Source organism: Lysinibacillus sphaericus (genome assembly GCF_005217585.1).
Lineage (GTDB): Bacteria > Bacillota > Bacilli > Bacillales_A > Planococcaceae > Lysinibacillus > Lysinibacillus sphaericus.
The window spans coordinates 249,082-272,336 of sequence record NZ_SZPT01000002.1; the positions used below are offsets into that span (position 1 = coordinate 249,082).

The 23,255-nt window shown below is 31.6% G+C and carries 19 protein-coding genes and 1 pseudogene; 12 read left to right on the forward strand and 8 right to left on the reverse strand.

Annotated elements, in window-relative coordinates; genetic code table 11:
• Positions 1-163: 163 nt before the first annotated feature.
• The 6 genes from FC748_RS06830 to FC748_RS06855 all read left to right on the forward strand — a co-directional run bounded on the left by FC748_RS06830 (position 164) and on the right by FC748_RS06855 (position 8,651).
• A complete protein-coding gene (locus FC748_RS06830) occupies positions 164-2,758 on the forward strand; it encodes an AAA family ATPase (RefSeq protein ID WP_137102291.1) in 2,595 nt (864 codons plus the stop codon).
• Positions 2,745-3,875 carry a hypothetical protein gene (locus FC748_RS06835; protein WP_108030840.1) on the forward strand — a complete coding sequence of 377 codons (1,131 nt, stop codon included), beginning with the start codon at positions 2,745-2,747 and terminating at the stop codon, positions 3,873-3,875. The genes FC748_RS06830 and FC748_RS06835 overlap by 14 nt, the downstream gene beginning before the upstream one ends.
• 1,123 nt (positions 3,876-4,998) lie before the next feature.
• A complete protein-coding gene (locus tag FC748_RS06840) occupies positions 4,999-6,048 on the forward strand; it encodes a hypothetical protein (RefSeq protein WP_108030841.1) in 1,050 nt (349 codons plus the stop codon).
• Between the two features lie 71 nt (positions 6,049-6,119).
• Positions 6,120-6,359, forward strand: a complete 240-nt coding sequence (locus FC748_RS22545; protein ID WP_167492646.1) for a helix-turn-helix domain-containing protein — start codon at positions 6,120-6,122, stop codon at positions 6,357-6,359.
• Positions 6,352-6,708 carry a hypothetical protein gene (locus tag FC748_RS06850; protein WP_108030843.1) on the forward strand — a complete coding sequence of 119 codons (357 nt, stop codon included), beginning with the start codon at positions 6,352-6,354 and terminating at the stop codon, positions 6,706-6,708. Before FC748_RS22545 ends, FC748_RS06850 begins: the two co-directional genes overlap by 8 nt.
• A 269-nt stretch (positions 6,709-6,977) precedes the next feature.
• Positions 6,978-8,651 (forward strand): competence protein CoiA family protein, encoded by a 1,674-nt coding sequence (locus FC748_RS06855; RefSeq protein ID WP_108030844.1) that lies wholly within the window; start codon positions 6,978-6,980, stop codon positions 8,649-8,651.
• A gap of 249 nt (positions 8,652-8,900) precedes the next feature.
• On the opposite strand, the gene FC748_RS06860 is transcribed toward FC748_RS06855, so the two are convergent.
• The 3 genes from FC748_RS06860 to FC748_RS06870 are packed head-to-tail and all read right to left on the reverse strand — an operon-like array spanning position 8,901 to position 11,249.
• Positions 8,901-9,158, reverse strand: a complete 258-nt coding sequence (locus FC748_RS06860) for a helix-turn-helix domain-containing protein (RefSeq protein WP_108030845.1) — start codon at positions 9,156-9,158, stop codon at positions 8,901-8,903.
• 1 nt (position 9,159) lies between these two features.
• Complete coding sequence (locus FC748_RS06865) at positions 9,160-10,797, reverse strand: hypothetical protein (RefSeq protein ID WP_137102292.1); 1,638 nt, start codon at positions 10,795-10,797, stop codon at positions 9,160-9,162.
• 53 nt (positions 10,798-10,850) lie between these two features.
• The gene (locus tag FC748_RS06870) at positions 10,851-11,249 is read right to left on the reverse strand and encodes a hypothetical protein (protein ID WP_108030847.1); all 399 of its coding nucleotides are present in this window, start codon (positions 11,247-11,249) and stop codon (positions 10,851-10,853) included.
• Positions 11,250-12,481: 1,232 nt separating this feature from the next.
• Here FC748_RS06870 and FC748_RS06875 point away from each other — a divergent pair.
• Positions 12,482-13,891 (forward strand): tyrosine-type recombinase/integrase, encoded by a 1,410-nt coding sequence (locus tag FC748_RS06875; protein WP_108030848.1) that lies wholly within the window; start codon positions 12,482-12,484, stop codon positions 13,889-13,891.
• A gap of 46 nt (positions 13,892-13,937) precedes the next feature.
• Here the strand turns inward: FC748_RS06875 and FC748_RS22255 are convergent.
• The 5 genes and pseudogenes from FC748_RS22255 to FC748_RS06895 all read right to left on the reverse strand — a co-directional run.
• A pseudogene (locus FC748_RS22255) lies at positions 13,938-14,441 on the reverse strand (tyrosine-type recombinase/integrase); the annotation flags it as partial.
• Positions 14,442-14,477: 36 nt separating this feature from the next.
• On the reverse strand, positions 14,478-14,843 hold the full coding sequence (locus FC748_RS22260) for a site-specific integrase (protein WP_238600210.1): 366 nt from the start codon (positions 14,841-14,843) through the stop codon (positions 14,478-14,480).
• 461 nt (positions 14,844-15,304) lie between these two features.
• Positions 15,305-16,153 carry an acetyl-CoA carboxylase, carboxyltransferase subunit beta gene (accD, locus tag FC748_RS06885; protein ID WP_025219471.1) on the reverse strand — a complete coding sequence of 283 codons (849 nt, stop codon included), beginning with the start codon at positions 16,151-16,153 and terminating at the stop codon, positions 15,305-15,307.
• A gap of 437 nt (positions 16,154-16,590) precedes the next feature.
• On the reverse strand, positions 16,591-16,740 hold the full coding sequence (locus FC748_RS22265) for a hypothetical protein (protein WP_238600211.1): 150 nt from the start codon (positions 16,738-16,740) through the stop codon (positions 16,591-16,593).
• 816 nt (positions 16,741-17,556) lie between these two features.
• Positions 17,557-18,177, reverse strand: coding sequence for an SCO family protein (locus FC748_RS06895; protein WP_029747163.1), 621 nt, complete (start codon positions 18,175-18,177; stop codon positions 17,557-17,559).
• 559 nt (positions 18,178-18,736) lie between these two features.
• On the opposite strand from FC748_RS06895, the gene FC748_RS06900 reads away from it, so the two are divergent.
• The 5 genes from FC748_RS06900 (at position 18,737) to FC748_RS06920 (ending at position 23,252) form a co-directional block, all read left to right on the forward strand.
• Positions 18,737-19,072 carry a DUF485 domain-containing protein gene (locus FC748_RS06900; protein WP_024361773.1) on the forward strand — a complete coding sequence of 112 codons (336 nt, stop codon included), beginning with the start codon at positions 18,737-18,739 and terminating at the stop codon, positions 19,070-19,072.
• Complete coding sequence (locus tag FC748_RS06905; RefSeq protein ID WP_024361774.1) at positions 19,073-20,626, forward strand: solute symporter family protein; 1,554 nt, start codon at positions 19,073-19,075, stop codon at positions 20,624-20,626.
• Positions 20,627-21,086: 460 nt separating this feature from the next.
• A complete protein-coding gene (locus FC748_RS06910; protein ID WP_024361775.1) occupies positions 21,087-21,425 on the forward strand; it encodes a DUF485 domain-containing protein in 339 nt (112 codons plus the stop codon).
• Entirely contained in the window at positions 21,422-22,966 is a 1,545-nt protein-coding gene (locus FC748_RS06915) for a solute symporter family protein (RefSeq protein ID WP_024361776.1), read from the forward strand. Before FC748_RS06910 ends, FC748_RS06915 begins: the two co-directional genes overlap by 4 nt.
• A 97-nt stretch (positions 22,967-23,063) precedes the next feature.
• A complete protein-coding gene (locus FC748_RS06920) occupies positions 23,064-23,252 on the forward strand; it encodes a ribosome rescue factor BrfA (RefSeq protein WP_108030849.1) in 189 nt (62 codons plus the stop codon).
• The last annotated feature ends 3 nt before the right edge of the window (positions 23,253-23,255 follow it).

Genomic DNA, 23,255 nt, shown 5'->3' on the forward strand with positions numbered 1-23,255 from the left:
TTTTAGAGCTATATTAACAATATCTTTTAAAAGTGATGTCATAATATAAATGTTCATTTCTAATCCATCAATTTTATGGGTTTAAAAATTTAATGCAATTTGATTTAGAATTTTAATCGATTAGTAATATTTATAGGGGAAAACAACTACGGAGGCTAAAAAAATGATTATTGATTATATCTATATAAAAGATAAACAAACAAAAAAAATTATAGAACTTAATTTAAGTCATAGATATAATATCGATTTGAATACGAATAAATATACATTTAATAAGAGACTGAATACTAGATATATAAAAGATTTATTTGGGAGTAATATTTACAATATTAATGCACTAGTAGGGAAGAATGGTTCTGGTAAAACAAATATGATAAGAAAAATAATAAATTTATTAAGCGAAAAGGAATTATTAAATACGGAGTATTTTATAAATACTTACGATAGTCATAAAGATGAAAATTATATTTTAACTAACATTAGCAGAGTATTCAAAACAAATTTAAAAGTAAGTTATAAGAATATTTCTTATATATTTAATAGAACAAAATTCATTTATGATTCAAATGTTTTTGATGGTAATAATATATTTAAATCCACAAGGAGTATGATTAATTTATCAACTAATTCTTTGTTAGATAATTATCATGAAAAACAATTTTCATTAAAAGAATTGAAAGATGACGAGACACATAAACATATTGAATTTATGATTTTATATAAGGAACAATTAAAAGTTAATAAGTATCTTCAACCACCAGAAAGTATTACTATACATTTGAATCTTAAAGAAAAGATAAAATCTGTAAAGGAGTTAATTGAGTTTTACAGTACTAAAGGCTTAAAATTAAACATAAAAGAAACAATTAATACGGATGAAAAAATCCTCTATAAACAGTTAGTTGAATATCATTACTCTTCAAATTACTTGGAGTGGCTTGATGATTTTATAGAACTATTAACATCGAGTGAAATTTTGAATCTAGGTAGTTTTGATATAAATGATGAAAAAATAAATCTATTATTCGAAAATATAGAACCACATTTAAGAGATTTAAGCGATTCTGAAATAGATGACTTTTTTTCGCAATTAAGAGACAAGATCTATGATTTATTACATAACAATATAATTTTAGATATAGAAGCCCTTAAGAAAGATTTTATTTTAGAAATAGATCTCATATTAAATAACTTTTATATCCTGGTTTATAATAAAGAAAAAATATTGGAATTTACAGAAAATATTTTATTTCATAATAGTTTTCAAACTACATTATTAACTCCAGATGAAATAGGAATTATTAAATCTATTACATATGACTTGAATTTTAATTCTAACGAAATAAAACATGAATATAAAAAATGGAAAAAAGTACATTTATTAAAAAAAGGACTTTCTAACCTCTTTCTCGCCTCAAAAGATTTTTTAAAAACAGAGTTGTATAAATATTCTTTTAGTAAGGATAAAAATGACTTGTATATTGATTTCATTGATCTAACTAAAGAAATAGATGAAGTGAAAAAAAATGAAGATTTGAATAGTTTTATTGATATGCATTTTGATTCTGATTATGAATTTGATAGCTTTATAGAAGTCAAAGACAATTATTTAAATGATAAAGATGATGAAGTGAAAAAAAATGAAGATTTGAATAATTTTATTGATATGCATTTTGATTCTGATTATGAATTTGATAGCTTTATAAAAGACAATTATTTAAATGATGAATATGATAAAGTGAAAAAAATTGAAGATTTGAATAATTTTATTGATATGCATTTTAATTCTGATTATGAATTTGATAGCTTTATAGAAGACAAAGACAATAATCTAAATGACAAATATTATGAATATGATGATTATGATGAAGAATATTTAGATATAGAATTTTTCCCAGATGAATCAAGTGGTTTCAATAAGGAAAATTTACCGGTATTTTTATATGATATTGTTGAAACTAAAATAAAAAATATTAATAACAAAATAGATTTAGCAACGAAAGTTATAAATGAAATCAATTTCTTTGAAAAAAATATAGACCTAGAAAATAAAGCTTTGTTAAATTTTTTCACAACTTATCCTAATGAGAAAATATTTAAATATAATTGGAGGAACTTAAGTAGCGGTGAAGTATCTTTTATTAGTTTTTTAAGTAGATTATATAAAGCTAGTACTATGGTGGAAAAAAACGAAGATATTATATTAATTATTGATGAAGGAGAACTTTATTTTCATCCACAATGGCAAAAAAATTATTTGAATATTTTAATTGAGACGTTAAACCAACTATTTAAAAAAAATAAAATGCAAATAATATTGACTTCACATTCGCCGTTTATTGTATCAGATTTACCAGATTACGCAATTCAAATACTTTCAGATGAAAAAATCTCAGATGTTGTAAAAGAATTAAACTTACACAGAACTTTTGCTGCAAATATACAAGAATTATATACTAACGCCTTTTTCCTTAAGGGTGGTTTAACAGGGGAATTTGCAAAAAGTAAAGTAAATGAATGGATTCGTCAAATTTATGAATCACCTCAAGAAGCGAATAAAGAATATAATTTTTATTACAATGCATTCAATATAATCGGTGAACCATTAGTGAGAGAAAAGTGTCTAAGTCTTCTAGAACAGAAAAATGAGGAATATCTTAATTCTAAATCATTTCATAAAAAAAATAATCATGAATTACTGGAGTATTATAAAAAAATGGTAGAGAGAATTGAAGGTGAAATTAATGAAAAGAATTAACTTACCTAATCGGATTTTAATTGATCATTTAAAATATTGTATCGGGAAATTTGATGAAAAAACGCATGGAAATGCACATCAAATAAATTTTTCTAATGTAAATTATTTAAAAAAGAGACCTTACGGTAAAATTTGTAAATACATTGCTGCGGATTATCCTAAAAATTATTATGCCGATAAATCTATTAATATTTCTAAAGGAAGCCGTATTTTATTAGCTGAATTTTTGAAAGAAAAATTTAAAAAGATTATAATTTCTAAACCCAAAAAATTGCTTGAGCTAGAAGATGAAATGTATAAACAAATTATGGATTCTGAAGGTATTAGTTTAATAAAGACAAAAGAATTAACAACAGATTTCTTAAAATATATTTTTAACTACGATTCTTTTAGCCAAGAAGATTATTTAGAGAGTGAATGGAGTGCATATAAATATACAATGGAATTAAATCATTCGGTATGCGTCTATTGTAACTCACAATTTACACATACTATATATAAGAAAGATGGAGATGAAACATTTAAAATTAGACCAGCACTAGATCATTTATTAGCCAAAACAAATCATCCTTTATTTAGTTTATCTGTTTATAATTTAATACCGGCATGTAATACTTGTAATTCAGGAATTAAAGGAGCGGATGAAGTGAGTATAGACAGCTTCATTCATCCTTACTTAGAAGATTTGGATGAATTAGGAGTGTTTAAAAGAGAATTTCAAGAAGGCGATCAAGATTACTACAGCCAAATTGTAGGAAGAAATGAAAATTATGAGATAAAATTTTTAGCTAGAAAGAAAACAGATAACAAACGCATAGCTGAGTATGATGAAATGTTTGGTATTGAAAATAGGTACGCTTTTCATAAAAAGTTTTTAAATAGGCAAATAGTATTAGCTTTAATGTATAACGAAGTTTATTTAAGAAGACTAGATATTAGCTATAAAGATATATTTTTCGATGCCAAAATGGTAAAAGATATTCTTTTTTTAACAGACATTAATAACACTATTTTGTCAAAACTTCAAACGGATGTAACAAGAGAAGTAATTTTAAAACAAAACATCTATTTGAACAATTCTAATGCTGATTTGTATAATCTTTTAAAAGAAAATTAATACATATGTGTTTAATGAATAATCGTTCATCATTCAATTCATCAGCTTTAATATTAAATTATTTTAAAATGGGAATGCTTGATATATATGGCCCACAAGAAAGAAACACTCCTATCTGAACAATTTCCAAAAGTCCTTCAATTAATTGTTGAACAAAATGAAATATATAATAATTAAAAGCACAACAGGGGGTTACAAGAGAGAATATCTGGAGGACTCTATTCAAGTGTGGGTGAAATTTTTATAAACCAATATAGTAATTGAAAAATTGTTTTAACCGATTCGTATATGGTGGTGGCAGAATGGTTTCAGAAAAAAGTAAAGTAAGAGTATTCTGGAAGAAATAAATCGAGAGAAGGTTAGCGATGTAGGGGATGAGTCATTAGATTTAGTTTTACAAATATATGCTAGAATCAATTTGCCCAAAGCAATGGTTTCAACCCGATCATATTATAAATTCTCAGTAAAAAGATGAAATACATTAAATTTAAAAGTTGTTTACATACCTTAGTTTCAATATAAATACTGAACTGCATCACCATTTGTTAGACACAATCTAACTATTGGTAATGCAGTTTTTTTTTCGTGTTTTAAGTAAGGAACGGCAGAGGTTAGTCTCTGTCTTTTTTATTATACTAGGATATGTAAGCCAAATCCCTGTTTACCTAAATTGGCACGCTATATGCTTCATCAGTAAAAGAATGGTACTTATCAATAAAGCATTTGAAAGAGCGGCTTTAGCAATAAATATCTTAAAACACAATATTATTGCAATTAACAAAATAAGTAGTAACTTTCGAAAACAAGCACAATCGCAATCGCCTCCTTACAACTTATTTCGAGTAACACTTACCGATACACCATCAGATGGTGTTGATGTTTACAAATATAGAACATGAAGAAAATCTATAAATTAAACAACTCAATAAACTTTCTGAAGAGTAAATATTGTTCAAATTTTACTTAAGGCTTTGTTGAGGTAGGACTATCATTTTGATGGTCTTTTTTATGGTTTAAACTAGTAAAAAATATGAAACTTCAAGAAATAATTAATTAAGATAGTATATTTTTCTATCTTCCTGTCAACATTGCTAATATCAAACATTTGAAGGGGAGATAGAATATGTTTAACAAAAGATTTAATCAGAAAGACATTGAAAAGTTCAACGAATTACATCAAGTACAGGGACTCAGTTTAAGAGAAATAGCACAACAATACAACACAACTCATGGGGTTATCAGAAGGTATTTAGTAAGTGCAGGCTATACTTACAAGGCAAGAAAGTATCCTTTAAACGAAAAGTTTTTCGAAAAGTTAGATTCGTTAGAAAAGCTCTATTTCCTTGGTTGGATTTATAGTGACGGTCACGTATTTTCATATGATGAAAAAAATCATGCTGGTTTAAAAATTAAGATTCAAAAAAGAGATGCCTATATTTTAGAGTACCTCAAGAATTTAATTGAATCGGAAGCTCCAATTCAACCTGATTATACAAAGGGAAGGGAATATTCAAGAATCACATTTGGCAGTAAAACCATTTACTCGGATTTATTAAAATATGGTCTAGAGAATCAAAAAACCTTTAAACTTAAATACCCGCTAGAACAGGTCTGGGATCATCGTCCTTTTATTTTAGGAGTATTTGATGGGGATGGGTCAATTAGTATTAATAAGTCTACTGGGATGCCACAGTTAACTTTTAGTGGCACCCAAACGATGATGATGCAAATAAAAAATATTTTTGAAACGGAATTAGGCGTAAACCCAGTAACTGTACGAAAGAATAAAAACACCTTTGCATTATCTTATGGTGGCCCCGCTTCTGTTCATGCTATTACAAAATGGTTATATTCATGGGATCCCCCTGTGTATTTAAATCGGAAACGTGATTTAATCAAAAAATGCCTTAGTCGTGATATATATGGTAAAAATGTTGTTTTATATAAATGCCCTGATTGCGGTAAAACTAGAACTTTTGATAAAAGGAATATGTATCAATTGAAAAAGTACTTTCTCAAAAGTAAATTTTGTTCTCTTAGTTGCTCGGGGAAATTCTATCGGGAGTATCAGTTAAATGGTTATAAACTAACACAGTCTATGGAAGCAGCCTTAAAAAACAATATTCTTGGAACTAAAAAGGTTTATATCAAGAGTACTTGGGACGAAGTATAAGGAACAGGGAACATGTATTGAATATCCACATGTTCCGACTTTTAAAATCAAAACTAAAAGAGAGGTTCAAAATGACTAAAAACACAACTCTTCATAAATTATTCGATGTCCCAGATAATACAATTCTTAACCCTGAGGACATTTCAAAATTACTCAACATGCATGTTGAGAGCGTAAGACGATGGTGTAGACAGGGAAAGCTCGCAAGTTATTCATTTGGAAATAAATACGTTATCACTGGCTCTGATTTTAAACAGTTTATGAGGAATTCTAAAGTAAAGCTAAAGTGGGAGCAACTACTTAATGAGTAGCGAATATGTTTATCTCTCATTCTTCAAAACTCAAAAGATTGATTATATATACCATCCGTATTCTAAGACGATAGAATTTCCTTGTATCCACTGTCAGCATGCTGCAAAGATGAGTTCTAAATCATCTGAATGGTTTTGTGATCACTGTCATCAAAATGGTAATCTTATCAATTTATTAGAATTTAGAAAACTTCATTCCTTTGGAAAGCTTTTTGTTCCTAAAAAAGAACTAAAAAAAATTATCCGAATTTTGAACAGATTATCTAAAAAGTATCCTGATGAAAGTAATCTAAACTCATTAAAAGATAGAATTATCTATTTGGTGAATTATTGTAATGACAGAAATTAAAGATGTGGGAAAACTAAATCAACAAAATGAGATTTAAAAACTGGAGTGAGAATAAAGGAACTATCGAAGTATATCTTGAATGATATAAGTAACGCAAAAGTCGTATAACAAATGTACGGCTTTTTAATTTTAGACATCGTGTCATCTACGGTAGTTGTAATGATTTGCTGCTTAATGATTTTAAAATGACTGAATTAGTATTTGTAAAAGTTTAATTAATACATATTAACTTAGCTGAACTTTATTAAACGATAAGGAGGATTTTATAAATGTCTTTATACGCTTATTTGCCTTATGAAGAAGGGAAAAGAGTTCAACATAAAACAGGAGAGATCTTTCTGTATGAAGGAGATGAGGTTTGGTTATTTCAATCAACTAAAATGACTTCAGAAGAGAGAGATTTGCTAAAGAAACATAATTCAGGTCGTTTTAAATGTTTTTCTTGTGGTGAGGATATGAAGTTCGTTGCAAATAGTAATAAAAACAATTGTTTTAGTCATTTTCATAAAAAGGATTGTACGTTACCTGAGTCATTTGAACATGCTATTACGAAATTGAAAATTTACAACTTGTTTAAGGAATCTGGATATATCCCAAAGTTAGAACGCGTATTTAAAAGTATCCATGTTGATTACAATCCGAGAGCGGATGTGTTCGTCGAAGCAATTACAGGGAACGAAAAAATCGTGGTTGAAGTTCAGGCGAGTAATAATATTCAAACAACTACTGTTGCTAAAAGGACAATGGCATATGCAATGGGGGGTATCCCTACAGCGTGGGTGTTAATTTTAGAAAGTTACTTTAAAGGAAAACAGTATGCGGGGACTACGATTACTGAAGTGATAAAACATGAAGATGGGACTTTCTCTAATGAGGTCCGTTCTTTGCGATATGATGAAGATGGTGTATTTACCGTTAGTGAAAACCCTAAAAGTTTCAATCAATTAATGGATGCGTATGGATATATAATCGTGGTCAATTATGAAGGTCATTTCTTTTTAATCAGGCAAGATGTTTTCAGTAAAGGGGATGTCTATAGAATAAGCCGTATTCCTCATGAAAATCTGGTGGAAGTGTTATTAACTACGGAATTGGTTGAATTAGATTATCATTATGTGCCTAAAAAGAAAGCAGTTCAGGAAAAAGGCGATTTCGAAGGACGAGAAGGATTTGAACATGAAGAAGAAGGGGGATTGTCTAATATTTCATTGAATGGTATTGATTTTGACATGGCATATCAGATTGAACAAGAACGATTGATGTATGAAGGGAAATTGGATCCCTTAACATTAATCCGACAATTGAAAGCAGTTCGAAAGTTCAACCAGAGGGATAGAGAACGGGAAATGTTATCAGAACAACGCGAAAAGATAAATGAAAAGAAATATAAAAGCGGTATTGAGAGTTTAAATAGAGACGCGGAAAAAGCATTGATAGGAAAGGAACGCTTAAATACATTACTCGCAGCGTCACTCCGTCAAAAAGAGAATCAGGAAGAAGTGATTTATAAACGGGTGTATGAGGATAAAATCAATCAATGGAAAATTAGTATAGATAATGAGCAAAAAAAGGATGTACGACTACTAAAACATTTGAAAAAGCTTCGGTCTGAATTAGAACAGAAATGGATTGGTATCCTCGACCAGGTTGAATCAAGGTGGCAAAAAGAAGAGGAAGAAAGAAAAATGATTTTAGCAGAAATAAAAACGATGAAACATTTAGGCGGAAAACAAACGCAGCTAGCTATTGAACAAGTAGAAAAAGCATATGGAGATTTAAATAACCAAACAGAGAAAGAACTTACAATATCACTAAATCAGATTAAGCCCGTTTATTTTCAAGAAAATAAGGGGGAAGTGAAGAAAAGTATAGATCAACTTCAACAAGAAGAGAGAATATATAGAGCCAATAGTATGACATTATTTGACTTTTTGGTAAAGTAATAGCGATTAAGATGTGGTTTATCTAGAAGGTGTAATGGGACGTGTATAAGACAATCAAGCACTTTTAACCTTGCTTAAACAAATCAGGTGTGGATCTGAAGATTAAATGGTTTGGTAGTATGATAGGAACAATCTTTTGTTCAAAAAGGAATACGCTCTTTTTTGAATGAGTAACTAATGTTATGGCCTTGAGAAAACAGCATAATGTAAAACGCTTGGATACTAATCCAAGCGTTTATTTGTATTTTATTATATGATTTTATTACAATACCATTGAAATGCAAATGCTTTAAAATCTGCTCCTTGAATTTTGTATCGACCGAAAGGACTTACGCTTTTTACATAGCCTTTCCGGCACCATCTTCTAACTGTCTCTTCATGAACCCCTATTAAATTCGCAATATTCTTTGGGGTTAAAAGTAGATCATCATCAATATTGTTTAATAGAGGAAATCTGTGTACGAATTCATCCTCTAAATATTCTAATTTCTGTTCTTGTAGCTGCATTTTATACTCCTTTTAGTTTAAAAGTTATACTGTTCTTTATTTTTATAAGTTTTTGTCGAGAAGCAATCCATTGTTGTTCTGTCATCGATTTTGGTTTTTCTTTTAGGTTTTGTAACTGTTCCGCAATTACTAATAGTTGTTCTTGCAATTCTTTAGTTTCTTCATCAAATACTTCATTCAGCGTAATCTTTTCAATATTTATTGCTTCTGGGATTCTATAACCCATATTCTCTTCCCATTTGCGTAATTCTTCTAAATCCCATGGGAAATTAATTGTTGCATCTAATACTTGATAATATTGTTCTTTTCCAATATCAGCCATATAATATTCCTCACCGACACTTTTTGCTGGTTTATGTCGTAATTGATGGTCAGCAGCAGTTTGTTTAATTGATCCGTTTAATGATGTATCTGTATTAATATACGTACGCATTATTGTATTGTTTAAGGAGTGCCGAGATGCTTTAAAAATGAAATCTTGTTTACTAGCATCATCAATAAAATCTAATCGTGAACGTAAACGATTGATAAACCCAAAATGAATTGGTTTTTTGTATCTATAGAACGGCAAAGCATCATTTTTTCTAAATAAATAACCTTTACCCCTTGATATATGTTCTCCTTGACGCATGTATAAACGAGAAATATATTGATTTAATTGTTTCACAGTATCTCTAGGGATCGGTGTATGGTAAATCGGATGAGACGGGCTTCTCTCTTGCTTTGCAATTTCAGCAGGTAGAGATAATAAACCCCAACCATCGTTATCTGTTTGAAGATATCCATCACAATCTAAATGAAAATGACTTATTTCAAGTTTATGAAACTCTTGAGGACGAACTCCCGTAGTACTGGCTAATTGCCACATGGTCGCATATTTAATCGAATTATACGATCTAATATCTTCCAAAATTAATTGTTTAACCAATACCATTTGTTCACGTGTTAAAAATGTCTTTATTTTACGGTTTATTTCACTTTCCTTTAAATCAACCTCCCTTTTAGGGAATTGATTTAAAAACTTTTCTATATTTCTTTTTTGTTTTGAAAATAAACGAAAATCATTAGGATCATCAAGTGCTTCCTCTTCTAATTCATCTAGTAAATAATAATAAAATGCTTTTAAATGATGATAGTAATTAATCTGCGTTTTCCCTTTACGTTTTGATGTAATATAAAAAGAATCCTCAACTCGTATTGAAAGTAGATCTAATACATCTGGATTAAAGGTTTTTGGTGTTTTATTCTTATGAAGCGGATTTTTATGAAAATCTTCTTCTATACCACATCGACCAGATATTATAAGGACAAAAGCTGAACTTAATTTCGCTTTCATAACCTTTAGTGATTCCTCTTTATTTGCAACCTGATATTTACTCGTATAACCTTTATAATTAACTACTCCACCTTTACTTCTATAATCTATATATTTGGAAATTTTCTTTTGTTGATTTAGATTAAGTAAGTCATAGGCGCTCGTGATACTATCACTTGTCTTCTCAGCGAACTCTTCATTTGTTTTTACATTAAGTGAGGGAAGAAGCTCAATTATCTCATTTTCGTCATATAAATTTGTATGTTTCAAGTGTTCAGGTTGAGGAAGTAAACCTCTTCTTTTATATAATTGTAATTGTGTCACGGAAATTATGTTTTGATTTTTCCCTATACTTTCTATGGTGTTGTATTTTCCTTTTAAAATTTCTGACCGTAAAAAAAATAGTTAAACTTAATATCAAATAAATCTTTTGGAGGAGGAACACATTTGGGTGTCTTTACATACATACCAGACCATTTGCCAGAATCAATCTCTACAATTAGTTCTCGGTAAGAAATGTTTAGCATTCGAGCTACTCTTGAAGCGGGTATATATTCAGGGATTGAATTATAGTAGTGAAACGAAGCCATATGGGTTTCATAATACTCACTAATCAATGGAATGACATCACTATTCACTAAGATATTATTACTATCCTCTGTCATTAAATACTTATTAAATGGTTCTTGATTAATTAAATAATTAAAACATCTCCCTGTAATTCCACAAGACTTTGCAGCTTGGTTACGTGAGATAAATTTTCTTTCTTCGTTCAAGTTAATTTACATCCTTTCTACATATGATTCTACTAATTATCTTTCACACAAAATGGTAGAAATATACATAGGCATATGACACACATACTGTAACACATTAACAAGTAAGAATGACGGGCTTTACTTCGTAATGTGTCACAGTATATGTGTTATGTGCGTATATAAAATGATTCTTAATTCCATTAATGCCTACATATTTTACATTTAGAAATTTTATATTTTAATAGTGTTTAAGGATTTTTTAAAAGTGAAGAGGGGATTACTTAGAGCAAGTTTGGAAAGAATCAAATGGGAAAGGTTTTATTTAGGTGAGGGCATACACATCCTGAAGATGTCTCAACGCCATCCGGGGATGATCGAACATTATTAAAAAATTTGTTGAAACATTTACGTATGAATATAGACTTTTTATTCATGATTATTATTGGGTGAGTTAAACTGTATATGGCTGTCCTAAATAAAAGAATGGTTGAGATGAAAGCATTAAACACTTTACAAACAGCAGACGGGTTAAATATTACAATCTGTAAAACAACGATAGAATTAACGGATTTCAGGTAGCTAGTTTTCTAGATTTTGATGCAGAAACTTACAACGCAGCTTTTCTACAATTTTCACTGGTACAGTTAATGCAATAACATCATTAAGCTAAATTAGAAGACTATGTTTTTGAACATACACAAGGTTTTATTCGATTATTAGCCCCTGATTCTAGAGATGAAAAATCACAAACAATTATGGATGTAATGCTAGTACAAATAAACACAGTCTTTCAAGAAATAAAGAATACAGGTATGGATAAGTTTGTGGAAATACAATATAAAGAGCAAAACATTTAATTATAAAAACGACTCCTCTGATAGAAAAGATAATTAACGAACTATTTTGCATTAAATAACACCAAACATTCGCATTAAAGTGGTGAAAGTGCTATCCGTTCATCGGATGAACACTTCATAGGTTATATAAAACACGAATATTATATTAAAAGTTATCTTTCACAAATGTTTGTAGAATAAACTTTATTTATCATCAAAAAAGGACGATAAAAACAACAATCAATGAAAAAAACGCCAGATTTAATTGACAAATAATCCATATATGTTATGATTACAACAATCTAATATAAACAAGGGGAACCCCCAAGTTGTACAAATTAGCGTTATTTCTAAATGTTAATTTGTATTTAACTTGGGGTTTTTTCGTGTAATTTTAGGAAAGAGGGATTTATTATGAATAACACGATTACTGAAAAAAGCACGTTGGAAGAAGCATATCTAGATCAAGAACTAGATAGTGTATGGTCACAAAATTCGAAGAACGTATATCGAAGAAATATTAAAAAGATTTCGGAACATATGAAGGGTCTTGGATTAGAACCTACAATCGAAAATGTAACAACTCGATACTGCAAAAAATGGTTAAAAGATCATCATGGAAACTACCAACCAAGTACACTTAACCAACAAAAAAGTACAATGACTTCATTATTTAGATATTTAAATAGTGAGGGGATAGTAAATAATAATCCGTTCTTGAACTTAACCATTGAAGATTATTCAGGTGATACACATTTATCAAAAGACTTAAATATTTTGGAGTTGTACCAAGTTTACAAAGCTGCACACGAATTACAAGCAGATGGAGTAAATATACTCGCGCCAATGCTGCTGGATATTTATACTGGATTACGTTCTACTAATCTAATTAAATTAAAGGTCAAGTCGCTAGAAGAGGAAGAATGTTCCATTAATATTACACTTGATAAAGAAGATATCGAGGATAATCAAGAGGATAAAGAAACACCAATTATTAATTCAAAGAATAGGGAAGGAGTACTCCCAATACCACCAAAAGCAATGGCTGTACTTTGTGATTATGCTAAAGGTAAGTCACCAGAAGATCCATTACTTTATGGGTTAAAAGGAAAGGCCTTTGCCAACAAACAGATGAATTACATTGTTAAAAAGATTTGTGAACATCTAGGATGGATTGTAGAAATGCCGGTCTCCGATGGAAGTGACAAGAAAAAGAAAATTAAGACCAATAAGTATTTCACACCACATGGATTACGTTATTCCATAGCAGGCATATTCCACGATATGGGGGTCGAAGATAATTCTATTAGAATGCTACTATTACATTCTAAGAAACAGTCTTTAGGTTCTTTAAGTCGCTATATTCTTAGATTTTCCAGAGAATATAAACAGCTTCGTGCAGCACAGATTTTATTAGAAACAGTCTTAGAGACTGCATTAGAAATGGAAGATAGATTTGGTGTACCAATGGATCTAGAAACTATCTATGAACAACTTCCAAATGCATATGAAAACCTAATAAAAAATTCATCCTATATTATTGTATTTAAAGATCAGCTAATTCGTTTTACTTTTTCGAAAATGGAACACGCAATGCTATCGAATCCAAGTACTAATTCTGTACTATTTTCTAGTTCAACAGAAGATAATAGTACAATATCACCATTTCAGGCCACTGGAGTAAATCCTTATACTTATCATCAACAAGAAGGATTTACAATGCCGTCAACAAATTTGAATTATCCATATCAACCGCTGTCAATGACTAATCAACCTAATTATCCAACGCATTTAAACGGTTACGGTACTTTCAATAAAAGATAACTACCCAATAACGGGTAGTTTCTTTCTATTAAAAGTAAGAAAGGAATCAAAAAATTCGAAAAGAATCAATTGCTTTCTTTTTCTGCTCGTACTCGACATGTGTATAGACTTGAGTTGATGTAATACTTTCGTGGCCGAGTAGTTCTTGAAGTGTTCGCAAATCCACGTTTTCTTTATTTTGCTGTAACATCAATGTTGCAAAAGTATGCCGTAAGTGATGTAGCGTGAAGCGGGTAGGTGGGAGGCCTGCCTTTTTCAACATATCTTTAAAGATGACATGTAAACCCCGCGGATCTAGTGCTTTACGATTTTTATTTAGGAAAACAGGTTCTGATGGATAAATTTGATATGATCTTAAAGAAGCTTTATAGGCTGCCAGAAGCGGAACTAAATGTGGATGAAGGGGCAATATTCGTTCTTTTTTCCCTTTTCCATTAATTCGAATCGTTTCATTTACCAAATCAACTTGTTCCCATGTTAATGAAACAAGTTCAGAACGTCTTATACCTGTTGTTGCTAACAATTTAAACATTAGCTCATTCCGCATCGAAAAACGCGATTGGGCGTGTTCTAAATAGTCAAATAGCTACTTTAGATCGGTTAATGTCATATAGACAGGTAGTTTATCATCGGTCTTTGGCGATTCAATCCCGTGCGTAAAATCATTAGCAAGGTATTGTTCTTTTAAACAAAATTTAGTGAACGATTTTAAGGAAGAAATTTTTCTGTTCACCGAGCGAGGTTGTTGTTTTAATGATCCTAATAGATATTGGATAAATCGACGTACTTGGGTCTTAGTGATCTCGTTTAATCCGGTTGAACAGCCATGATCCGATAAAAAGGTTAAGAAGAGTCGTAAATCGTATTCATAACTAGTGACTGTATTAACCGAGTAATTTTTCTCAATCTCGATATACAAAACAAATTCATCAATGGCTGCATGTAGTTGCAAGTATAAAACCTCCAGATATCGTATTAAACAATAATTATTATCTGTACAAAATCATCCCATTATCGTAAAAAAGGAGAATTATCGTTCACATGAAAATTATAAGGAACTTGAGAATTACAAGTAGAAAAGTACAGATATTATGGGTAGTTGAAGCATTCAGGCCCTCCTCCACGCCAAATAATTTTAGTTTACATAATATAAATTATAGGAAGTTACGTTTCATAGTTAAGTATACTTATGATAGTGAGACAGAATAGATGTTCTTGGACATCAAAGTCTAAACTTTACTTCAGTGTCAAAAAGTTTAGACTTTGATGTCTTCTTTATTTATTTCGCATAGGATTGTTTTAATGACTATAAAAATAAAAAAAATCCATGATAACTTGGATTGATTAAGATCAGTTTTTAATTCATCCATTTTTTCTCATTATTGTACTATCTGTTCTTCAAAAGCTAAATTTTTAGACATGTTGCACATCGCCATTTGTATGCATTTTTACAAGCATCGCTACTTGGTTTCGTAAATCCTTCCTATGGAAAACTGCATCAAGCTGACCATGCGCTAGTAAAAACTCTGACTTTTGGAAATCATTTGGCAATTTTTCTCTTAATGTTTCTTCAATTACACGGCGACCAGCAAAGCCAATCAATGCTTGTGGTTCTGCAATATTAATATCTCCAACAGAAGCAAAGCTTGCTGAAACGCCTCCGTATGTAGGGTGCGTCATGATTGAAATAAATAACAGTCCTTCTTCACTATGACGTTTTAATGCCACACTCGTTTTTACCATTTGCATTAATGATAGAATACCTTCTTGCATGCGCGCGCCACCACTAGCAGTAAAGATAATAACCGGTACACGTAATTCAATAGCTTTTTCAACGGCACGTGTGATTTTTTCTCCCACAACGGAGCCCATTGAGCCCATACGGAAATGAGAATCCATAATTGCTACAACAATTTCTTCTCCATCAAGAGTACCTAACCCAGTCAGTACAGCTTCGCTTAATCCCGTTTGTTGTTTAGCCACTGAAATTTTTTCTACATAATCAGGGAAATTAAGTGGATTACTTGTTTGTAAATGATCATCCATTGAAACAAATGAACCTTCATCTAAGAAATAGGCTACGCGCTCCTGTGCAGTCATTTTGAAATGATGGTCGCATTTTGTACACACTTTATGATTTTTTTCTAATTCCTTTGTTAACTGAATGTGACGGCATTCTGGACATTTTGTCATAAGTCCTTCTGGAAATCTCTTTTCCTGTCCGTCCTCTTTCTTTTTACTAAATAAGCTACGTATTGCCATGTTTTACTCCCCCTATTTCAGCATTTTTGTTCGTAAGCTTTTAATGCTTCTTTTTCATAGCCAAGCTGCATCGATTTAAACGGTCACAGGCATAAACTGCTAATTGAAGCAGACTTTTAGTGAAAATCGATTATTTCTGACGTGATGATTATTTCTCGTAAAACATCCAGACAATTAGTCGTACCTCTATCTCTAGCTTTACAAAAAAACTGTCCCACACACTAGTGTTCGCAGAATCACTGTATAACTTATAGTGAATGGCTTCCTTTTCATGAATTTGTCGTGTTAATTTGATCCTTTTTTTGATTTTTCATCTTCTAATATAAACATTGACAATATTTCTACGAGCTGATGCTTTTGTGTAGAAGCTAGAAACGTACTTCCCCTAAGTCTTGTTTCAATAAGACCTAACAACTTTAAACTTCCCAATGCCTCTCTCATAGAGGATTGCCAGACACCCTGACGTTCTGAAAGGGCTCGTTCGGTTGGTACTTTTCATCAGCCTGTATTTTTTCCATTTTTATAAGCTGTCGTAATTGTTGGACGATATCTAAAAACACTTTCCTTTGTTCGGTTTTTTTATCCATACGATTAACTCCTTGGTCAATCTATTCCCTTGGCATAACTATGTTGTCGCTTTCCTTTCGCGCTATAAACAATGCATCCAAAGGCTTTATCTTCATTCAGTAGGTGTTTGGACACCTAATTATAAAGAAACAATCTCCACCACCTTTAGATGATGGCGTCTCTTACTGAATGAATCCAAAAGTGGTCTGGCCACTTTTGGATTTGGCTTTATCTTACAAAACAATTATTTAAAAGTAAAGAAAAAACTGCATAAAAATTTTATGCAGTTTCTAAAATTCCTTCAATTTCATATTCTTTTCGTCGTTTGTGCATGTTTACTTTCACTTGTGGTCTACCAAAGCGCTTTTCAAGCGTTCTCTCAATGTAAAGCAAAAACTTTGCGGGAATAAGGTTACAGAGACCGTTCCAAACTCATCCTGAAGAGCTAATAAAGGCCATTTGTAAACGGCGATCAACAAGGGAAAGCATGTACCTGGCAACGTCCGTACGTGCCCACTGAGCCAATATTCAGGGTTATTAATCGTAACTTTTTTTAATTGTTGCAACTTTACTAAATCAAGAGTTTTTCAGTATGGTTGTATATTGCGAAATATCAATAATTATGAACAAACTATCCGTATTAAAAAAACAAGGAGAGTTAAAAAACTAGCTTGTTTGAAATTAACTTTCATATAAAAATCCAAATAATATCTAAACACAATTTATAAATCATCAAATATGTTTATTTTATTGGTTTATAGACTTTATGTCCTTTTCTAATAGAAAAAATAAACTCAGCTAATTGTTTAATCAACTGAGTTTATTTTGCGTTGTATTTAGTTTTTAGACAATGCTTTCATATCTGCTACGATTGTTTCAACCGGTACATCTGTCGTGCCATCATAATCTTTTACGACAACACCATCAGCATTTACTAAATAAAAACTCGACATATGTACTACTTGATCAGAATTCGGATCATTTTTTACTAATGAATTAAATGATTTTCGCGCAAATTGCTCAATATATACTTGCTTATAACCAGTCAGCAGCTGCCATTTGCTATCATCAACAACCGAGTACGTTTTTAAATAATTTTTTAATACTTCAGGTGTGTCAACTTCTGGATCTACGCTAAATGCTACGATTTGATAGTCCTTTACGCCTTCATCTTCTAATGACTTTTGCACATCTGTCATATTATATGTCATCGGCGGACAAATCGAATTGCAATTTGTAAATATGAACATGGCTAACCAAGGCTTTCCTTTAAAGCTATCAAGGTTCACTTGCTCATTGTTTTGATTTGTAAAAGAAAAATCTTGTACGTCAATACTCATTTCAGGTTCAAATTTATAACTACCACAAGCTGTTAATAAACTACTTATTACTAGTAATCCAACTAGTACGATCCATTTCCTTCTTAACAAAGTGTACACTTCCCTCCAACTTATCATCGTTTTTTATTGTATAAATTATAGATTACAAATACAAGATAATGGTCTTGAATCTTTTCCTTCTTTATGTCAAACTCCTTCATTTGTATGTTTTTGGCAGCTTTAAACCCATTTTATGCCATCTTATTAAAAGTTTTTTTAAAAATTTTTTCAGCATTTTTTTACTAATTTTCTTATTTCCCAAGACAGCATATAATTGTTATATAACAAGGTTTTTTTGCTATTCATTTATAGACTCTCTTTTATAGAAAAATAAGGAAAACACTAAATTTCTCTTTTAAGTTCATTTTTTCTTTTACATTCGAAATTATTATCAATAAGCTATTTCAACAATACTATTTCAAGAGTGAAATGCGTTCTCTTTCATACAGATAATTTCTATTAAATCCTTATTATTTCTACTTTATTTCGACTATCTAAATTTGACTAAAAATTTGAAAAACTAAAATTTTAGTATTGCATTATAGGATTCTTCCTCATAAAATAAGTGAATATAACGACGAGACAAAAAGAAATATGTCGTTTTAAACAGCAATATATAACTTTAGGGGGAATAATAATGGCTAACATTACTGAGAACAAAAACGTACAATCAGTTGACTATAATGCAATTGAAGCTATGGAATCGTTCAACAACTTCGTAAAAAAGAAAAATACTTTCCTTTTTTCGATCACAGCAGGGTTTTTAATTCTTTATATTTTACTACCAATCCTTGCTTTCCAGCCTGTACTACAACAAAAAGTTATTGGTAGTATTACGGGCGTTTGGATTTACTCAGCAGGACTTTTCATCATGACAATTGTTCTTTGTACAGTATATGTAAAAAAAGCTTCTTCATTCGATAAAGCTGCAGCTGCAGTTCTTGCAGAGTATCAAGCGAAAGGTGGAAAATAAATGAATTTAGTATCAGTAGGATTCTTCTTAGGAATCGTAGGTTTAACATTAATCGTTACGTATATCGCTGCGAAGCGTACTTCTTCTGCCAGTGATTTCTATACTGCCGGTGGTGGATTAAAAGGATGGCAAAATGGCTTTGCGATTGCTGGTGACTACTTATCAGCGGCTGCATTTCTAGGGGTTTCAGGTGCTATCGCATTAACTGGTTTTGATGGTTTCTTCTTCTCAGTAGGTTATGTTGTTGCGAACTTAGTTTTACTATATGTAATTGCAGAACCAATGCGTAATTTAGGACGCTATACATTAGCCGATATGTTAACAGCTCGCTTTAATGAAAAACGTATTCGTGGAGTAGCTGCTACAGGCACAATTATTATCGTTATTCTTTATATGATTGCTCAATTAGTAGGTGCAGGTGCTCTTATTAAATTATTATTTGGTATTGAGTATTGGGTTGCGGTGTTAATTGTAGGCGTTATGATGACTACTTATGTATTATTTGGTGGTATGACGGCTACATCATGGGTTCAAATTATTAAAGCTGGACTTTTACTATTTGGGACAGGTTTATTAGCAACCCTTGTATTAATGAAATTCGATTTCTCTTTAGTGAAAATGTTTGATACGATTTCAACTGATCACGGCGATAAGTTTTTAGTGCCTGGTATGAAATACTCAAGTTCAATTGACTCTGTTTCAATGATGATGGCACTAGTATTAGGTACTTCAGGTTTACCACATATCCTAATGCGCTTCTTTACTGTTAAAGATGCAAAAACAGCTCGTGCTTCTATTTCTTGGACAACTTGGATTACAGCTATTTTCTTCTCATTAACAATTTTCTTAGGTTTTGGCGCTATGCACTTTGTAGGGCTTGATAAAATCATCGCTGAAAGTAAAGCTGGAAATACGGCTGCTCCACTATTAGCTGAATTCCTTGGCGGTGATGTGCTTATGTCATTTATTTGTGCGGTTGCATTTGCAACAATCTTAGCGGTAGTTTCAGGACTAGTATTAACAGGTGCATCTGCAATTTCTCATGATATTTATGGTGAGATTATTAAAAATGGTAAATTAACTGAAAAGCAACAAGTTTTAGCTGCTCGTACAGGCTCAATTTCAATTGCCATTGTATCGATTATCCTTGCATTATTTGCACAAAGTTTAAACGTTTCATTCTTAGTATCATTTGCATTTTGTATCGGGGCTTCTGCCAACCTACCTGTTATTTTATATACAATTTACTGGAAAAAATTCAATTCAACTGGTGCGGTAACTGCCATGGTAACAGGTTTAGTTTCATGTTTAGTTCTAGGTGCTATGGGTCCGAACGTTTGGAGTCCAGTTGAAGGTGCAGCAATCTTTGTTGGAAATCCACTAGTGCCACTTGCAGTTCCAGCAATTATCACGATTCCTCTTGGCTTTATTGCTGGCTACTTAGGTTCTGTTCTTTCATCTAACAAAGTATCTCAGGCTGAGGCAGATCGTATTTACAAAGAAATCCGTGTAAAAGCAAATACAGGGGTATCTGTTTCAGATATTTCCCATTAATCAGATTAAGGTTTTAACGACCCCTTTTTATAGTAAAAAAAGACTCGACTTCGGTCGGGTTTTTTCTTTTTTTATTATAAAAAATTAAACATTTTACTTATCGAACAATACTATTCTTTTTCCAAAAATAAGAAAATAACCATTTTTCACTAGAGAAATAGTGTTTATTTTTTCTAGAAAAAACGCATTTTTTCTCGGTTATTACAACTGATTTTTTGTCAAGAACCTAGTAATATCATCATCTTATAAATTTATCTGAATTTTCGAAAACCCTTTAATTTCTAGGCTTTGTCATGTATTTTCTGTTTAAAGTCTATTTTTCAGAAAATTTTTTTTACATAATTTTTCTGAAATGTATTGCAATTTCGTGAACTGTCTCATAAAATTAAGATGTGAATTCACTAAAGTAGCAAAAAATAGTATTTAAGCAGTAAAAATAAACACAAAATGGGGAATGTTTATGGCGAACAATCAAGCAAGCAAGAGCATTGTTATTGATTATGATGCAATTGCAAAACAAGAATCGTTTAAAGCACTTGTAAGAAAAAAGAATGCCTTTCTATGGTCAATCACTGTATTCTTTTTAGCAGCTTACATGTTGCTACCTATTCTTACATCTTACACAACAATCCTACACCAAAAGGCTATTGGGGAAGTCACTTGGGTATGGATTTACGCAGCAGGATTATTCATCATGACTTGGAGTTTATGTCATCTATATGTTGCGAAAGCAAATAGCTATGACAAAGAAGCAAAAGCAATTATAGCTGAATATGAAAACGGAGGTGGCCGCCTATGAGCTTTATCGCAATATTTTTCTTCGTAGCAATTGTTGGTCTTACATTAGTTATTACATGGTGGGCATCTAAACGTACTTCTTCTGCAAGTGATTTCTACACTGCAGGCGGTGGTTTAACAGGCTGGCAAAATGGACTAGCTATCGCTGGTGACTACTTATCAGCAGCTTCTTTCTTAGGAATCGCTGGTGCCGTTGCATTATTCGGATTTGATGGATTCTTCTTCTCTATTGGTTATTTAGTAGCTTACTTAGTGGTGCTATATATCGTAGCTGAGCCATTACGTAACCTTGGTAAATTTACATTAGCGGACATGATTACAGCACGTTTTAATAATTCTAAAGTTCGTGGTACAGCAGCTCTAAGTACCATTACAATTGTATTATTCTACATGATTGCACAACTAGTTGGTGCAGGCGCACTTATTCAATTACTTTTAGGAATTGACTATTGGGTTGCAGTATTAATCGTTGGTGTTATGATGACTACTTATGTTTTATTCGGTGGTATGACTGCAACTTCTTGGGTACAAATTATTAAAGCTTGTCTATTAATGTTAGGTACTGTCATTATTTCGTTCTTAGTATTAAAAGAGTTTGGCTTCAGTATTTCAACAATGTTTACAGAAATGTCTACTGCTACTGACAGCGGTGCAGCATACTTAAACCCTGGACTTAAGTATACAAACGGTATTGATACAATTTCTGTTTTAATTGCCCTTGTATTAGGTACTGCAGGTCTTCCACATATCTTAATGCGTTTCTTCACAGTAAAAGATGCAAAAACAGCTCGTTCTTCAGTTATTTGGGCTACTTGGATTGTAGGTCTATTCTATGTATTAACAATCTTCTTAGGCTTCGGTGCTGCTGCATTCGTTGGTAAAGAAGACATTATCGCTGCAAACGCGGCTGGTAACATGGCTGCTCCACTTCTTGCAGAAGCACTTGGTGGCGACATTCTGTTCTCATTCGTTTGTGCAGTAGCATTCGCAACAATCTTAGCTGTAGTAGCAGGTCTTGTACTTTCAGGTGCATCTGCCCTATCACATGATATTTATGGTCAAATTATTAAAAAAGGTAAGATTACAGAAAAAGAGCAAGTACTTGCTGCTCGTATCGGTTCTATTACAATCTCTATAGTATCAATCCTTCTTGCACTTGGTGCACAAACATTAAACGTTGCATTCTTAGTATCACTAGCATTCTGTATTGCTGGTTCAGCAAACTTACCAGTAATTATTTACACAATTTATTGGAAACGCTTTAATACGGCTGGTGCAGTAACAGCGATGTTAACAGGTTTAATTTCTGCTTTAATACTTGTGGCTGTATCTCCAAACGTTTGGAATCCAGTTGAAGGTAAAGCAATCTTCGTAGGTAATCCGTTAATTATGTTAACGAATCCTGCAATAATTTCTGTACCACTTGGTTTCCTAGGTGGTTTCATCGGAACGTTACTTTCTAAAGAATCTGATGATGCGAAATATCGTGAAGTTGATGTAAAAGCAAACACTGGTATTTCAGTTCAAGACGTATCTCACTAATACTATCACTAAAACCCCGTAAACTTTATGCTTACGGGGTTTTACTTTTCTCCCTCTTTTCGGTAATATATTGGTAATGTGAAATGGAGGGATTAGCATGGCACTATCTAAAGCTAAAAAGAAACGTATGCATTTAAAACGGACGCAAGGTAAGGATGTTGAAAAAAAACGTCAAACTGCCCCTTTTAGTACGCATGAGCGCGTGACAAAAACGAAGCATGCTACATTAGAACACAATAGAACAAAACATAGGAAACAGCCACACGGAGACGATTACTCGTTCTAAATG

Coding starts and splice junctions, on each gene's coding strand:
- FC748_RS06830 (WP_137102291.1), top strand. CDS start 164: ATGATTATTGATTATATCTATATAAAAGATAAACAAACAAAAAAAATT.
- FC748_RS06835 (WP_108030840.1), top strand. CDS start 2,745: ATGAAAAGAATTAACTTACCTAATCGGATTTTAATTGATCATTTAAAA.
- FC748_RS06840 (WP_108030841.1), top strand. CDS start 4,999: ATGTTTAACAAAAGATTTAATCAGAAAGACATTGAAAAGTTCAACGAA.
- FC748_RS22545 (WP_167492646.1), top strand. CDS start 6,120: ATGACTAAAAACACAACTCTTCATAAATTATTCGATGTCCCAGATAAT.
- FC748_RS06850 (WP_108030843.1), top strand. CDS start 6,352: ATGAGTAGCGAATATGTTTATCTCTCATTCTTCAAAACTCAAAAGATT.
- FC748_RS06855 (WP_108030844.1), top strand. CDS start 6,978: ATGTCTTTATACGCTTATTTGCCTTATGAAGAAGGGAAAAGAGTTCAA.
- FC748_RS06860 (WP_108030845.1), bottom strand. CDS start 9,158: ATGCAGCTACAAGAACAGAAATTAGAATATTTAGAGGATGAATTCGTA.
- FC748_RS06875 (WP_108030848.1), top strand. CDS start 12,482: ATGAATAACACGATTACTGAAAAAAGCACGTTGGAAGAAGCATATCTA.
- accD (WP_025219471.1), bottom strand. CDS start 16,153: ATGGCAATACGTAGCTTATTTAGTAAAAAGAAAGAGGACGGACAGGAA.
- FC748_RS22265 (WP_238600211.1), bottom strand. CDS start 16,740: ATGGATAAAAAAACCGAACAAAGGAAAGTGTTTTTAGATATCGTCCAA.
- FC748_RS06895 (WP_029747163.1), bottom strand. CDS start 18,177: ATGATAAGTTGGAGGGAAGTGTACACTTTGTTAAGAAGGAAATGGATC.
- FC748_RS06900 (WP_024361773.1), top strand. CDS start 18,737: ATGGCTAACATTACTGAGAACAAAAACGTACAATCAGTTGACTATAAT.
- FC748_RS06905 (WP_024361774.1), top strand. CDS start 19,073: ATGAATTTAGTATCAGTAGGATTCTTCTTAGGAATCGTAGGTTTAACA.
- FC748_RS06910 (WP_024361775.1), top strand. CDS start 21,087: ATGGCGAACAATCAAGCAAGCAAGAGCATTGTTATTGATTATGATGCA.
- FC748_RS06915 (WP_024361776.1), top strand. CDS start 21,422: ATGAGCTTTATCGCAATATTTTTCTTCGTAGCAATTGTTGGTCTTACA.
- FC748_RS06920 (WP_108030849.1), top strand. CDS start 23,064: ATGGCACTATCTAAAGCTAAAAAGAAACGTATGCATTTAAAACGGACG.